Annotated in this window: 17 protein-coding genes; 15 read left to right on the top strand and 2 right to left on the bottom strand. The window is 65.5% G+C overall.

The window, feature by feature from the left end; translation table 11 throughout:
* Positions 1-39: 39 nt before the first annotated feature.
* Complete coding sequence (locus AC4PTB_RS02300; RefSeq protein WP_492191486.1) at positions 40-1,086, bottom strand: NAD(P)/FAD-dependent oxidoreductase; 1,047 nt, start codon at positions 1,084-1,086, stop codon at positions 40-42.
* Positions 1,087-1,139: 53 nt separating this feature from the next.
* Between AC4PTB_RS02300 and mnmC2 the strand changes: the two genes are divergently transcribed.
* On the top strand, positions 1,140-1,805 hold the full coding sequence (mnmC2, locus tag AC4PTB_RS02295) for a tRNA (5-methylaminomethyl-2-thiouridine)(34)-methyltransferase MnmC2 (RefSeq protein WP_492191485.1): 666 nt from the start codon (positions 1,140-1,142) through the stop codon (positions 1,803-1,805).
* Positions 1,806-1,941: 136 nt separating this feature from the next.
* Here the strand turns inward: mnmC2 and AC4PTB_RS02290 are convergent, their stop codons facing one another.
* Positions 1,942-3,888, bottom strand: coding sequence for a lytic transglycosylase domain-containing protein (locus tag AC4PTB_RS02290; protein ID WP_492191484.1), 1,947 nt, complete (start codon positions 3,886-3,888; stop codon positions 1,942-1,944).
* Between the two features lie 266 nt (positions 3,889-4,154).
* Between AC4PTB_RS02290 and AC4PTB_RS02285 the strand changes: the two genes are divergently transcribed.
* From AC4PTB_RS02285 to AC4PTB_RS02220, 14 genes are all read left to right on the top strand, one after another.
* Complete coding sequence (locus AC4PTB_RS02285; RefSeq protein ID WP_492191483.1) at positions 4,155-4,829, top strand: helix-turn-helix domain-containing protein; 675 nt, start codon at positions 4,155-4,157, stop codon at positions 4,827-4,829.
* 87 nt (positions 4,830-4,916) lie between these two features.
* Positions 4,917-5,096, top strand: a complete 180-nt coding sequence (locus AC4PTB_RS02280; RefSeq protein WP_492191482.1) for a hypothetical protein — start codon at positions 4,917-4,919, stop codon at positions 5,094-5,096.
* Positions 5,097-5,183: 87 nt separating this feature from the next.
* Entirely contained in the window at positions 5,184-6,383 is a 1,200-nt protein-coding gene (locus AC4PTB_RS02275) for a phage portal protein (RefSeq protein ID WP_492191481.1), read from the top strand.
* Positions 6,383-6,790 (top strand): hypothetical protein, encoded by a 408-nt coding sequence (locus AC4PTB_RS02270; protein WP_492191480.1) that lies wholly within the window; start codon positions 6,383-6,385, stop codon positions 6,788-6,790. Before AC4PTB_RS02275 ends, AC4PTB_RS02270 begins: the two co-directional genes overlap by 1 nt.
* A complete protein-coding gene (locus AC4PTB_RS02265) occupies positions 6,777-8,336 on the top strand; it encodes a phage major capsid protein (RefSeq protein ID WP_492191479.1) in 1,560 nt (519 codons plus the stop codon). The genes AC4PTB_RS02270 and AC4PTB_RS02265 overlap by 14 nt, the downstream gene beginning before the upstream one ends.
* A 1-nt stretch (position 8,337) precedes the next feature.
* A complete protein-coding gene (locus AC4PTB_RS02260) occupies positions 8,338-8,721 on the top strand; it encodes a hypothetical protein (RefSeq protein WP_492191478.1) in 384 nt (127 codons plus the stop codon).
* Positions 8,721-9,068, top strand: coding sequence for an HNH endonuclease signature motif containing protein (locus AC4PTB_RS02255; protein WP_492191477.1), 348 nt, complete (start codon positions 8,721-8,723; stop codon positions 9,066-9,068). Before AC4PTB_RS02260 ends, AC4PTB_RS02255 begins: the two co-directional genes overlap by 1 nt.
* 3 nt (positions 9,069-9,071) lie before the next feature.
* Positions 9,072-9,560, top strand: coding sequence for a hypothetical protein (locus tag AC4PTB_RS02250; RefSeq protein WP_492191476.1), 489 nt, complete (start codon positions 9,072-9,074; stop codon positions 9,558-9,560).
* Between the two features lie 96 nt (positions 9,561-9,656).
* A complete protein-coding gene (locus AC4PTB_RS02245) occupies positions 9,657-9,959 on the top strand; it encodes a head-tail connector protein (RefSeq protein ID WP_492191475.1) in 303 nt (100 codons plus the stop codon).
* 1 nt (position 9,960) lies between these two features.
* Positions 9,961-10,365, top strand: a complete 405-nt coding sequence (locus AC4PTB_RS02240) for an HK97-gp10 family putative phage morphogenesis protein (RefSeq protein WP_492191474.1) — start codon at positions 9,961-9,963, stop codon at positions 10,363-10,365.
* Complete coding sequence (locus AC4PTB_RS02235; RefSeq protein ID WP_492191473.1) at positions 10,362-10,775, top strand: DUF3168 domain-containing protein; 414 nt, start codon at positions 10,362-10,364, stop codon at positions 10,773-10,775. Before AC4PTB_RS02240 ends, AC4PTB_RS02235 begins: the two co-directional genes overlap by 4 nt.
* Positions 10,776-10,786: 11 nt before the next feature.
* Positions 10,787-11,086 (top strand): phage head completion protein, encoded by a 300-nt coding sequence (locus tag AC4PTB_RS02230; protein WP_492191472.1) that lies wholly within the window; start codon positions 10,787-10,789, stop codon positions 11,084-11,086.
* Positions 11,083-11,553, top strand: coding sequence for a phage terminase small subunit P27 family (locus AC4PTB_RS02225; protein WP_492191471.1), 471 nt, complete (start codon positions 11,083-11,085; stop codon positions 11,551-11,553). Before AC4PTB_RS02230 ends, AC4PTB_RS02225 begins: the two co-directional genes overlap by 4 nt.
* Positions 11,517-13,139, top strand: a complete 1,623-nt coding sequence (locus AC4PTB_RS02220; protein WP_492191470.1) for a terminase large subunit — start codon at positions 11,517-11,519, stop codon at positions 13,137-13,139. Before AC4PTB_RS02225 ends, AC4PTB_RS02220 begins: the two co-directional genes overlap by 37 nt.
* The last annotated feature ends 2 nt before the right edge of the window (positions 13,140-13,141 follow it).

Raw genomic sequence — 13,141 nt, 5'->3', positions numbered from 1 at the left:
GGTGCAAAACCCCCGCCTCCTTCCGCAGTCCGAAACGCCTCAGAGGTTGTCCTCGACCCGGAACCCCGCCGGGATCGCATCGACGCCCTCAAGCACCAGATCAGCCATCACCTGCGCCACCTTGGGCGCCATGCCGAAGCCGATCTTGAAGCCGCCATTGACGATGAAATGCCCCTCGCGCCCCGGCCAGGCCCCGAGCATCGGCGAGCGCGAGACCGAGCGCGGCCGCACATTCGCCCAGCGCTCGATCACCTCGGCATCGGCAAGCGCAGGCACCAGCGCCCGGGCACGTTCCAGCACCGCGTCGAGCTGCGCGTCGGTCGCGGTCGGGTCGGTGTAGCTGCGCTCGGCGGTCGAGCCGACACCGACGGTGCCATTCGCATGCGGCACCACCAGAACACCATCGGCGAAGATTTGCGGCACCGGGCCGGGATCGAGCCTCAGGATCGCCGACTGCCCCTTGACGCCATTGCCGACCTCCTTGCCGAAAACCGCCGACAGCTCTTCCAGCCCCGCAAGCCCGGTCGCATGCAGCACGATGCCCTCGTCGGGCGCATCCCCGAAAACGATCTCGCCGCCCAAAGCCTCGATCGCCGCGGCCAAAGCCGCCGCCGCGCCGCGCGGCGAGGCCCGGCCCGAGAGCGTGTCGTGAATGACAAGCCCCGTCGGCGTCACCGGCGCAAAGGCGCCAAATTCGTTCACCGGCGCAATGCGCCAAAGATAGTCCGCCCCCCAGTTCGCCGCCGCATCCTTGGCCCGCAACTCGGCCAAAGTCACCGCCGCCTGATCGGCCAAGGGCTGCAACCGCCCGATCCGCGCGAAACCCGGATCCTTGCCGCCGACCGCCTTCACCCCCGCCCAGAACGCCTCCGACATCACCAGACTGTCGAACTGAAACTGCTTCTTCGGGTTCCATTGATCGGGCACATGCGGCGAAAGCATGCCCACGGTCCCGCCCGAGGAGCCCGCGCCGATCCGTTCCCGCTCGATCAGCCGCACCTTCGCGCCGCGCCGCGCCAGCTCATAGGCGCAGGCCAGGCCGAAAACCCCGCCGCCGCGTACCGTCACCCGATCTGCTCTTGCCATCGCTTGCCCCTTTCGCCACTCTGCGCGTCATATCCCCACAGGCACTATCCCCGATGACCTCCCCAGACCAGAGCCCGGCCGCGCTTGCGTGGCGCGACGGATCGACGCCCGTTTCGACCCGCTTCGACGACCCCTATTTCAGTCTGGCCGGAGGGCTGGCCGAAACCCGCCATGTCTTTCTGGCGGGCAATGACCTGCCCGCGCGCCTCTGCCCCGGCTTTCACGTCGCCGAACTGGGCTTTGGCACCGGATTGAACCTTTTGGCGCTGGCGCTTGCAACCGATCAGCCGATCCGCTTCACCAGCTTCGAGGCCTTCCCGATGTCGGCCGCCGAAATGGCCCGCGCCCATACCGCCTTTCCCGACATCGCAGCCGTTGCCGAACCGCTCATTGCTGCGATGCAGCATGGAGCAACGCAGTTTTCGCTGCGCAGCATTTCCGTCACGCTGATCCTGGGCGATGTCCGGCAAACCCTGCCGCGCTGGACGGAACAGGCCGATGCCTGGTTCCTTGACGGTTTTTCGCCCGCGAAAAACCCCGAGATGTGGGGCGAGGATCTGATGGCCGAGGTCGGCCGCCACACCGCGCCGGGCGGCAGCTTCGCCACCTATACCGCCGCGGGCTTCGTGCGCCGCGGCCTGGCGGCGGCGGGCTTCACCGTCTCCCGCGCCCCCGGCCATGCCGGCAAACGCCACATGAGCCGCGGGGAGAAAGCATAAAAGCCCCCGGACCGTCTGCGGCACCATCGCCCTTGGTCGGTTGACGGCATCCTGACGCCAAGGCCGAAACGCCCTGATCTTTTCCTTGGGCGAAATACGCCACGGGGGTGCGGGGGTGTGAAACCCCCGCCCTGCCTCACCAGTTGCCGCGCAATTCGTCGGTAAAGCGGACCGCCCCCGCATCCGGGCGGCCCAGCCGCGCACGGTACACCGGCAGGCTTTCCGCCACCCGCATCACATAGGTCCGGGTCTCGGCAAAGGGGATCATCTCCACCCAGTCGACGACATCAACCGAAGGCGCGCGCGGATCGCCGCGCTCGGCGATCCAGCGCCGCGGCCGCCCGGGACCGGCATTGTAACCCGCCGCCACCAGCACCGGCGAGGTGCCGAATTCCTCCTGCAGCGTCGCCAGATATTCCGAGCCAAGCCGCACGTTGTAAGACGGGTCCGAGGTCAGCCGCCGCAATTCGTAAGGCTCGCCCAGCTTCTTCGCCATCCTCTTCGCGGTCTCGGGCATCAGCTGCATCATCCCCCGCGCGCCGACCGGGCTGATGACGGCGGGATCAAATTCGCTTTCCCGCCGCGCGATCGACAGCGCCAGCTCCTCGGGCACGACAAGCCCCGCGGGGTTCAGCTCGGGCAGCGGATAATAGGCCCGCGTCAGCACCAGCCCCTCGTTCGCCGCCCGTTTCGCCAGCAGCAGCATCAGATGCGCATTGTGCCATTCCTCGGCCAGCCGGGCCAGGGGCGCGATCTGCTCGGGCGGCAGGCGTTCTTCCAGATGCAAAAGAAAGCGCTCGGCCAGATCGCGGGCGCCCGCCGCCTGCAAAAGCTGCGCCGCCTGAAACACCGGATCACTCACGAAGGGCGCCGCCCGCCAGTCGGGCAGCGCGGGCGGGGCGGCAAAGGCCGGGTCCAGCGGCGCACCGATCCGCTCGGCGCAGAGCAGCCCGTAATAGGCGGTCTGCCACTGCGCGCCTTCGACAAAGGCCTGATCGGCCTCGGCGATCCGGCCGATCGCCTCCAGCGCCCGGCCCCGCCAATAGGCGGCGCGGGATTTCGAAATCGGCGTGCTGACCACGGCATCAAGCGCCCTGAAATGCGCCAGCGCCGTGGGCGCATCGCCCAGCTTCAAGGCCGCGAACCCGGCCAGCCATTCCAGATCGCCCCGGTCGGCGTCATCAAGGGGCAGCCGATGCCGCGCCGCGATCTTGTAGGCAAGCCGGGCATCGCCCTGCCGCAGGAAGAACCGCGCCAGCTGGCCGCGCAAATCGGACCAAAGCTTCGGATCGCCAAGGCTCTCCGGGCTTTTCGAAAACGCCAGCACAATCTCGGCCGCGCCCGCTTCCATGTCGTTGCGCCAACGCCAGACCGCCCGGTCGCGCGCCAGCCCGGCCGATCCCGCCATCCGCTCCGGCACCGCCTGCAGCAGCTTGTCCACCCCGGCCGCCCGCGCCTGCAGCGCGATCCGCGCCTCGGCCACCGCCCGCGTGCCCGGAGTGACCAGCGGCAGCATCGCCCGGGCCTGCGCCAGACGGCCCTGATCCAACGCCGCCTGCATCCGCCCGCCGTGGAAGGGCGCGACCAGATCGGCGTGACGGGCGAGAAACGCCGCCTGCTCCTCGGGCGTCAGGTCCAGGCTGCGCCAGGCCGCCTCGGCCACGGCGGCGGCCTTGTCGGGCTGGCCCATCGCCTGCCGCGCCGCGATCAGCGCCAGCGCGCCGGTGCCGGTCTGCGGCGCGCGCCCCCCGAAATAGGCCACGGTCTCGACCGGATTGGCCCCCGCCAGCTGCGCCTCGCCTTTTTTGCGCAAAAGCTCCATCCCCGGCCAATCGCCCCGCCGGGCGGCGAAATCGGCGTAATCGGCAAAACTGCCCTTGCCCGCGCGCAGCCGTTGCCATTCGATCAGATCGAAGGCGAGCGGACCGGCCAGCCGGGCCTCGGCCGCGGCCTGATCCCAGTCGGTTTTCGCCGCCGCCGCCAGCGCGCGGGTCAGGGGAACGGGGTCATCGGCCCGCCCGGCAAGGGGCAGAAACACCACGGAAACCGCCAGCAAAGCGGCAAGGGAAAGAGGTTTGATCATCGGCCTGTGCATGCGTTTTCAACAGGCTGCGCGCAAGCCGTGATCGTTGCAATTCACAAGTTTAGGCGGGGCGGTTTTCCGTTCAACCGAAGCGGCCGGAAATCCGTATCAGGACAAAACAGGACCGAATAGCGAACATGATACGCGCCGGAAGGCGGTTCGCTGTGGCTAAGATCGTTCACCTGAATGGACAGCGGCCGGGCGGGTGGGCGAAGGGGCGGTGGGATTGGATGCGGCAGGTTCGGCGGTGCGCTGACCTGTCACCGATGGCCCGCCTTGTCGCGCAGTCGCTGGCGCAAGGGTTCTCAAACGCAGAAACCGGGGAGTGCAGGCCCGGGGCGCAAGCCTTGGCCGAGGACTGCGCCGCGAGTGTGCGCACGATTGAGCGGGCGCTTGCCGATCTTGAGGCGGCAGGTTGGATAGAGCGCCTTGGCGGTAACTCGCCCGGGATGCGCGCCGCCCTGCGCTTCCGCTTCCCCGACGAACCCAAGAACCCGAAACGCTGGGGCGGTGAACACCCGTCAGAAATGGCGGCTGAACACCCGTCAGAAATGGCGGCCGAACACCCGTCAGAAATGGCGGCTGAACACCCGCCAGTTTTGGCAGGAACACCCGCCAGTTTTTGTCCCCCCCCCAGACCCCCCTATAAGGATCAACCAAATATGAACCAAAAAGACGGGCGTCATCCGGTGGCGCAAATCCGTGGTCTTCCGATGCCCAAGAACGCCACCGTGTTGGTGCCTGTCGGAAGCGAGCAAGAGGCAGAGTGGAACGCATGGTTGCAAGCCCGGGGGTTCCCTCGTCTCGGGGTGATCGGGCACGCGATGCCGGGCGGGTGGCTCATGCCGCTGGTGAGGGCCCCGAGGGAAGCCGACTTCGTGGCGCATCGCATCGCGTTGACGTGGGCAGAGTGGCTTAGAAGCAAGCCGGTGCTGTCGTGACGGTGGAGAAAGCGCCCGAGAGCTTCGGGCGGTGGTTGGCAGAACTGGCGGCACGGTGCCGCACAAAAAAAGCGTGATGGGGCAGCAATGAAAAACGATGGGTGGATTTACGGGCAGAAGGCGATTTCCGACTTCCTGAAGGTCAGCGAAAGGACGCTGCGGCGCTGGTTGACTGACGAAAGTTCCGGCCTTCCGGTGCGTCAAATCGGCGGGCGATGGTTTGCGAGTGCGGACGAGTTGCGCAACTGGTTGGGGCTTCGATCCTGAGGCGTGGCCTATCTTGTCCGGTTTTGGCCGGGTTTGTCCGGTTTAAGGGGCTATCCACAACCGCTAGCGCGGGCGCAGAAAATGGGCATGAGCAAACCGTCCTTCTTCGCCCGCCTCTTCCGCCCCTCGGTCAAGTCGCTGACTGACCCGGGGGCGGACCTTTACGCCCTCTTCGGGCTGACCGCGACGGCCTCAGGCGTCATGGTCTCGGCAGATGCGGCGCTTCGGGTGCCCGCCGTGGGGCGGGCGCTGCGGCTGATCGGCAACGCGGCGGCGACCCTTGGCCGCGTGGTCAAGGAAGTGGCGGCGGATGGCACGGAAACCGATGCCCCGTCGCATCCGGTCAATGCCCTGCTGAACCGGCAGGCGAACGACTGGACCCCGGCCTTTTGCGCCGTTCGCGATCTGGTCTTTGACGCGCTGACCGATGACCGCGGCGGAATGCTTTGGGTCAACCGCCTGTCGGATGGCCGGATTGCCGAACTGATCCGCTACCGTTCCGGCATGGTGACGGTCGATTACGATCAAGCGACCGGCGAGCCGTCCTATCGGATCGACAACACGCCGACGCCGCGCGAAGACATGGTGCATTTGCGCGCTCCCTTCGGAAGATCGCCCCTGAGCCTTGCCCGGGAAGCGATTGCCGTTGCGATCCTGCTTTCTGGACATGCGGAGGCGCTGTTTTCCAACGGGGCGCGGCCGGGCGGCGTGCTGAAGTTCCCGAAGGGCATGGGCGAAGAGAGCGTCAAGAAGGCGATTGCCGCTTGGCGGGCCACCCATGAGGGCGGGGCGAAGGGCAAGACGGCAATCCTGCATGACGGCGCGGAATATGAGGCGCTTTCGTTCAGTTCGACCGATGCCCAGTTTCTCGAAAACCGTTCCTTCCAGATCATCGAGCTTGCCCGGTGCTTCGATGTGCCGCCGTCGCTGATGTATGAGCTTGACCGGGCGACCTGGGCGAACATGGAGCAGCTGGGGAAAGAGTTCCTGAGCTACTGCCTTGAGCCGTGGCTTTGCGCCCTTGAGGGGGCGTTCACACAGGCGCTTTTCACCGATGCTGAGCGCGGCCGGTTCGTCGTTCGCTTTGACCGGGATGACTTGAGCCGGGTCGATCTGGCGACCCGCGCGACGACGATTTCCAGCCTGATTTCCGCCGAAGTGCTGAACCCCGATGAGGGGCGCGAGTGGATCGGCAAACCCGCCCGGCCCGACGGCAAGGGCGGCGTCTATGGAAACCGGCACATTCAAACCGACATGGGCGGCGCTCCGCCGAAAGAGGGTGTCTGATGGATTTGGGCGATGTTTACAACATGCAAGAGGATCAGGGCCGAGGGCGCTGGTTCGAATGGCTTCACCCGGTGACAGGCGAGGGCACCGGCCTTCGTGTCAAGGTGGCCGGGCCTGACAGTCTTCTTGCCGCCCATGCTGCAGCGCAAATGGTCGATGATCTGGCAGAGCTGGCGGACGAAGATGGTCGCGTGAGCGGTGCCGACCGCGCCAAGGCGCAGCGGGCCTATCTGGCGCGGCTGGCCCTTGATTGGGAGGTGAGCGACGGCGGCGAACCGATCCCCTTCACCGTTGAGCGCATCAAGAAGTTCCTCGGCGTGGCGTGGGCGCTGGCGCAGTTCAACGCCTTCGCCGTCAACCGTTCCATCTATTTCTTCCCGGAGGAGCTGGCCGATGCTGACGCTTGATTTCAAGGCGGCGTGGTCCGTCACCGAAGGCGGCGAGGTTGAAGGGTTGGCCTCGGTCTTCGGGACGGCCGACCGGGGCGGGGACGTGGTGCACAAGGGGGCTTTCGCCTCGGCCACGTTCCCGCTGCCGATGTTGGACGCGCATGACCTGTCTGCGCCCATTGGGGTTTGGGAGAGCGGTGAAGAGACGCCCGAGGGGCTGCGCGTCAAGGGGCGTCTTATCCTGTCGGTCGAGCGGGCGCGCGAGGTTCGCGACCTGATCCTGTCGAAATCCATCGCCGGTCTGTCGATCGGCTATCGCGCCCTCAAGAAGGCGGCGCGGGTGGGCGGTGGCCGTGACCTGTTCGGGGTCGAGCTGGTCGAGATTTCCGTTGTTGCCGTGCCGATGCACCCCGGCGCGCGCATCATATCCGCAAAGGGTGCGCAGATGGAGGGTGGCCGCATGGATGGCGACGACGACAAGAGCGGTGCGGGTGAACCCGAGAAAAAGGCCGTGGGCAACGATCCGGTTGCCGCGATGGGTGCGCTTGTGGCGGCGGCGATGAAGCCGGTGACCGAACGGCTGGACCGGATCGAGGCGAAGGCGCAACGTGCTGGCGGCGGTGCGCCGGGTTCCGAAGAGGTGACGGTCGAGCGCAAGGCGTTCCGGGCCTATCTGCAGCGTGGCGACCGGGCGGCGGAAGAAACCAAAGGCTTCGTGGCCTCGTCCGATCCGCAGGGCGGCTATCTGGCAGCGCCCGAGTTCTCGGCCGAGGTGCTGCGCGACATCGTCGAACTTTCCCCGATCCGGTCCCTGTCGTCGGTTCGTGGCACCGGAGCGCCTTCGGTGATCTACCCGAGCCGCAAGCCGTTCGGCAATGCGACTTGGGACGACGAACAGGACGACGAAACCGAAACCCCCGCGGCGTCCATTTTCGGCTCGCTCGAAGTGGTGACGAAAGGCATGTCCACCTATGTGGACATTCACAACAACCTTCTTGCTGATGCTCCGGCCGTGGAAGCCGAAATCCGGTCCGCGCTGGCCGAGGATTTCGAGCGCAAGGAAACGCTGGCGTTCACGAATGGCAATGGCCTGACGCAGCCCGAAGGGGTGATGACGCACGCCGCGATTGCCGAATACAAGAACGGCCACGCGACGGTGATCCAAGCCGATGCGCTGATCAAGTTCCTGTATTCGATCACGCCCAGCTATCGCAACAAGGGCGTGTGGATGATGAACGGCACGACGCTCGGCCTTCTGCGCACGCTCAAGGATACCACGAACAACTATCTGTGGCAGCCGTCCTATCAGGCGGGCCAGCCCGAAACGCTGCTGGGGCGGCCGGTCATCGAGAACATCGACATGCCGGACGTTGCGGCGAACGCCTTCCCGATCATCTACGGGGATTTCAGCGGCTATCGCATCTTGGACCGTCTGGCGCTGTCGGTGCTGGTCGATCCCTACACCCGCGCTGTGCAGAAGCAGACCCGCTATCACAGCGGGCGGCGCGTGGGCGGCCGGGTGATCATGGCCGCGAAGTTCAAGAAGCTGAAAATGGCGGTGTGATATGGGGCTGCGTGATCTGTATTCCAATCTGACGGACGCTCAGGCTCTTGAACCCGGCATCTACACGGCGACGGTGAATGGCCCGGGGATTGATCTTCGCGAAATGCGCGGTTGCCTCTTCAATGTCGGCACGGGCGTCAATACGGGCACGGCCGTTTTCGGCGTCAAGGTGCAGGAGAGCGACGATAACGTGACCTTTGCCGATGTGGCGGCGAAGTGGTTCAAATCGGACGCGCCTTCGACGCTGGCGGCATCGAGCCGCTACCGGATCGGCTACACGGGCAAGAAGCGCTACGTTCGGCTGGTGTTCACCTACACCTCGGGCACGTCGCTTGCGCTGTCTGCTGGGGCGATCTTGGACCCGCTGACGAAGCCGGTTTCCTGATGCCCGTAAAAGCCCCGCGCATCTGTCCTTGCGGGTATCGCGTGTCCTCGGGTGCGCGGTGCAAGTGCGAGGTGGCGGCGGATGCTGCACGAAAGGCTCGCTTTGACAAGGTGCGGCCTTCGTCGTCGGCGCGGGGCTACACGGGCAGCTGGGACAAGGCGAAGCGCGACTATCTGCGGGCGCATCGGTTCTGTGTGCGCTGCGGGGCTGTTGCCCAGGTGGTTGACCATATCGAGCCGCACCGGGGCGACAAAGAAAAGTTCTGGGACCGGGACAACTGGCAGGCCCTTTGTACGCCTTGCCACTCTGGGCCGAAACAGCGCGAAGAGCGCAAGAAGGGAAAGTAGCGGATGGGTGTCTATTCCATTGCGGGGAGCAAGTTCGAAGTTGGCGCGGTCGTGGCACTGAAGGCGACAGACTTCGTTGCCGCGGATTTCACCGCTCCCATGGCCGGGGCGAAGGAAGTTGGCGAGCCCGAGACGCTGGGCAGCATGTCGGACCCGTGGGAAACCGAGGCGTTCACCAATGTGACCAACGCGCGCACGCGCAAGGTCAAGACCGTTAAGGCGGGTTCGACGGTTGAGATTACCTGCGGGGCTGACCCGGCCGACGCCGGTCAGCTGGCCATGCGCGCCGCGAAGGAAACGCAGGACAACTATGCCATGCGTTTGACGCTGGCGGACAAGCCTGCCAGCGGATCGACGCCCAAGAACTCTACGCGCTCTTTCATCGGTCTGGTGACCAACGTTGAAGACGATCCTTCGGGCAAGATCGGCAAGGTGAAGTTCACCATCGAGATCAACAGCAACATCGTCGCCACGCACGCTTCGGCGACCTGATCCGGCCCCGGGGGGTGGTTCTGGACTTAGCCCCCCTCATGGGGACCGGCGCGGGGTGGCTCGCGTTAGATTTGCGGTAATTGGAGATTTTCGGGGATGATCTGCACGCTTGAGCAACTGAAGGAAGAGCTGGCGTTCTCGGGCGACCTCGGGACAGACGACGACGCGATGATGACGCGCAAGCTTCAGGCCGCGCAAAATCATGTTGAACGACTTCTCGGCTACAAGATCGAAGAGAAATTCGGCACGGCCGAGGGGCAAGAGCCGGTGCCGCAATCGCTCACGGAAGCGGTGCTGGCTCTTGCTGCCCATCTTTATGACAAGCGCGGCGAGGACGGCCCGGCAATCCCTGAATGGGTCGCTGATGTAGTCCAGACCTATCGCGGCTGGACGTTCTGACATGGGCGATGGGTTGGCATCCTTTCAGAACCGTCTGCGCCGACTGCCGCAACAGGTGCGCGAGGGTATCGCGCCCGATCTGGTGGCGGCTTGCGAGGATATTGCAGAGGTGCAGCGCATCCTTGCCCCGGAGAAAACGGGAGCCTTGATGGCGTCCATTGTCGTAACCGGGCCGGGCGAGGCGACGCCGCCCTACAGTCAACCGGGCGGTGCCCAGGTGGTGCCGGACAATGCAGCGGCGGTGACGGCTGGCAATACCGATGTGCGTTACCCGCACCTTGTTGAGTTCGGCACCACGCGAACGGCGCCGAAGCCGTTTTTCTGGCCGGGCTTCAGAATGACCCGCGACCAAGCGGCGGCGAAGATCAAGAACGCCATGCGGCGGATTATCAGGACAGGCAAATGAGCAAGACCCTTGAGCTTCAGCGGGCGCTTCGCGGGGTATTTCTGGCCTCGCCCGAGGTGGCGTTTCTGGTCGGTCCCGGGGGCATCTTGGACACGCACAAGCGCCCCGCGCCTTCGCCGTCCGTGGTGCTGGGGGAAGACCTTGCGCGGCCGGTTCCGGGCAACGTCAAGGGCGACCGGATCGAGGTCACCCACGATCTGCACATCTATGTTGCCGAGCCGTCGATGGAGGGCGCGAAGAGCATCATGGGTGCGCTGCGGCGGGCCATCGCTGCCGCCCCGCGGTCGATCCTGCGGGGTTATCATCTGGCCCTTCTGGACGTGGTGGCGGAACGCGCGATGCGTGACCCTGACGGCCGCACTTCGCATGGCGTGCTGACGGTGCGGGCGCAGATTGGGGGGGCCGACTGATGCGCCAAGGCATGCGCCACACGCTGACGGTGCAGCGCCTGACTGTCGCCCCGAACGACTACGGAACAGAGGTCGAGGCGTGGGCCGATCTGGCAACCATCCGGGCCGAGGTGATCGAGCGCGCGGCGGCTGCGGCCGAGGATGAAACGGCGGGCACCCGGGGCTGGGAGCGGGTCACGTTTCGCACGCGAGCGCTTGACGGTCTTACCCTTGCCGATCGGGTGACGTGGCGGGGCCGCGCTTACGAGCTGCGCGAGGTTAAGGACGCGGGACGCGGCGAAAGCCAATTGGTTTGCGAGGGCGCGGCATGAAGGGGCGCAAGCCGGAAATCAGGGTGGCGCGGGATGCGCTTTCGGAGGTGCCACCGCCCGATTGGCTGTCGGACTATGCGCAGGCCTATTGGGTCGAAGTGGTTCGCGACCTGTCAGCGCGCAAGATCCTGACGAACGACAACCTGCCCAGCGTGGCGAATTACTGCATCGCCTTGGGTGCGGTGCGCGAGGCCGAGGACGATATTCGCGCCCTTGGCCGGGTGGTCGAAGTCTTCGCGGCTGGAAAGGACGGTGGGGAACCTGTGCGGACAGGCGTCAAACCGAACCCGGCCGTGAAGCAGCGCAATGACGCCATGTCGCTTTCGCTGCGGCTCGCCGCCGAACTCGGGGCTACCCCGATTTCGCGCAGCCGCCCGAGCTTGCCCGATGATGACGGGCAGGACGATCTTTTTGACTTTGAGGTGGAAGAATGCTCCGGCCTGACTGGATCGACGCGCCCGAACTGATCCCCGACCCGCTGCATTGCGGCGAAAAGGTGGTGCGGTTCCTGCGGAAGCTGCGCCACCCGAAAAGCAATCTGCCGGGCAAGCCCTTCCAGCTGGACCCGTGGCAGGAAGCCATCATTCGGCGGATCTACGGGCCGCGCGATGAGCAGGGAAACCGGATCGTGCGGCGCGTCGTGATCGTCGTTCCGCGCGGCAATCGCAAGACGAGCTTGGCGGCGGCAATCACGCTGGCCCATCTGATCGGCCCGGAACGGCAACCGGGGCAACTGGTGGTGTCCGCGGCCTCGGCGCATGAACAGGCGCTTGAGCTGTTTGGCGAAGCGGCAATGATCGTGCAAGACGATCCGCGCTTGCGAAAGCACCTGTCGGTTCGGGAATATGTCAGCCGGATCAGCTACACCGGATCGGAGAGCGCGGCGCGGGGTAGCCGTTACATCGCCGTGGCGGCAGACGGCAACGCCTTGCACGGCAAGACCCCGAATGTCGTTTTGATGGACGAGTTGCACGCATGGGCGGGCAACAAGGGGCGGCTGCAGTATGAGGCGCTGGACAGTGCCCTTGTGAAGGTGCCCGGCACGCTTTCCGTGGTGTTGACCACCTCGGGCCGGGGGCAGGAAAACCTTGCTTGGAATGCCGTTGAATATGCGATCCGGGTGCAGAAAGGGCAGATCGACGACCCGGCCACCCTGCCCGTGATCTTCATGGCGGAACCCGACGACGATTGGCGCGACCCCGCGCTTTGGCGGGCCGTCAACCCCGGGATGCAGCACGGCTACCCAGACCTATTCGCCTTCATGGACAAGGCGAAGAAAGCGGAGCACACGCCCTTTGAGCGGGATAGCTTTCTGCAGTTCAACTTGAACCGCTGGCTGGATCAATCGACCTCGCCCTTTGTCGAGATGCACGTCTATGACCGGGGGCGCTATGAAGTTGATCTTGATGACTTCGAGCTGGAACAAACCCCGTGCTGGATCGGCGTCGATCTGTCGAAGAATGACGACCTGACGGCTGTTGTGGCGTGCTGGCGCGACGAAGACGGCGGCTATGCCGTGCACCCGTGGTTTTTCTGCCCGGAAGACGCTCTGCGGACGCGCGGTGAGCGGCATGGGGTTGATTATGTGAGCTGGGCGGAGGATGGGCACATCATCCCGACGCCCGGGAACACTGTCGATTTGCGCGCCGTCGAGGAGCATATTCGCGAGCTGTGCGCGCGCTTCAACGTGCAGGAAATCGCCTTTGACCCGGCCTTTGCACGGGTGATGATGGCGAACCTTTCCGAGGATGGCTTGCCCGCCGCTGAAATGCGCCAAGGTTGGGTGACAATGGGACCGGCCGTCAAGGAGCTGGAACGGGTGATCCTGTCGGGGCAGTTCCGACATGGTGGCAACCCCATCCTGCGGTGGAATTTTGAGAACGTCCAGGTGGAGACGGACAAGGCGGGCGTCCGCATGTTCCACAAGGCCAAGTCGGGCAACAAGATTGACGGTGCCGTTGCCTGCGCGATGGCGGTGGGCCGGGCGGCGATGGGCGGGGACAGGTTCACGACCTCGGCCACGTGGTTCAACGATGACATGTGGATGGCCTGACC

The sequence above is a fragment of the Rhodobacter sp. 4.3.4 genome, from assembly GCF_058724655.1.
The sequence above is the reverse complement of the archived record's forward strand: the minus strand, read 5'-3'. Positions and strand labels throughout refer to the sequence as shown.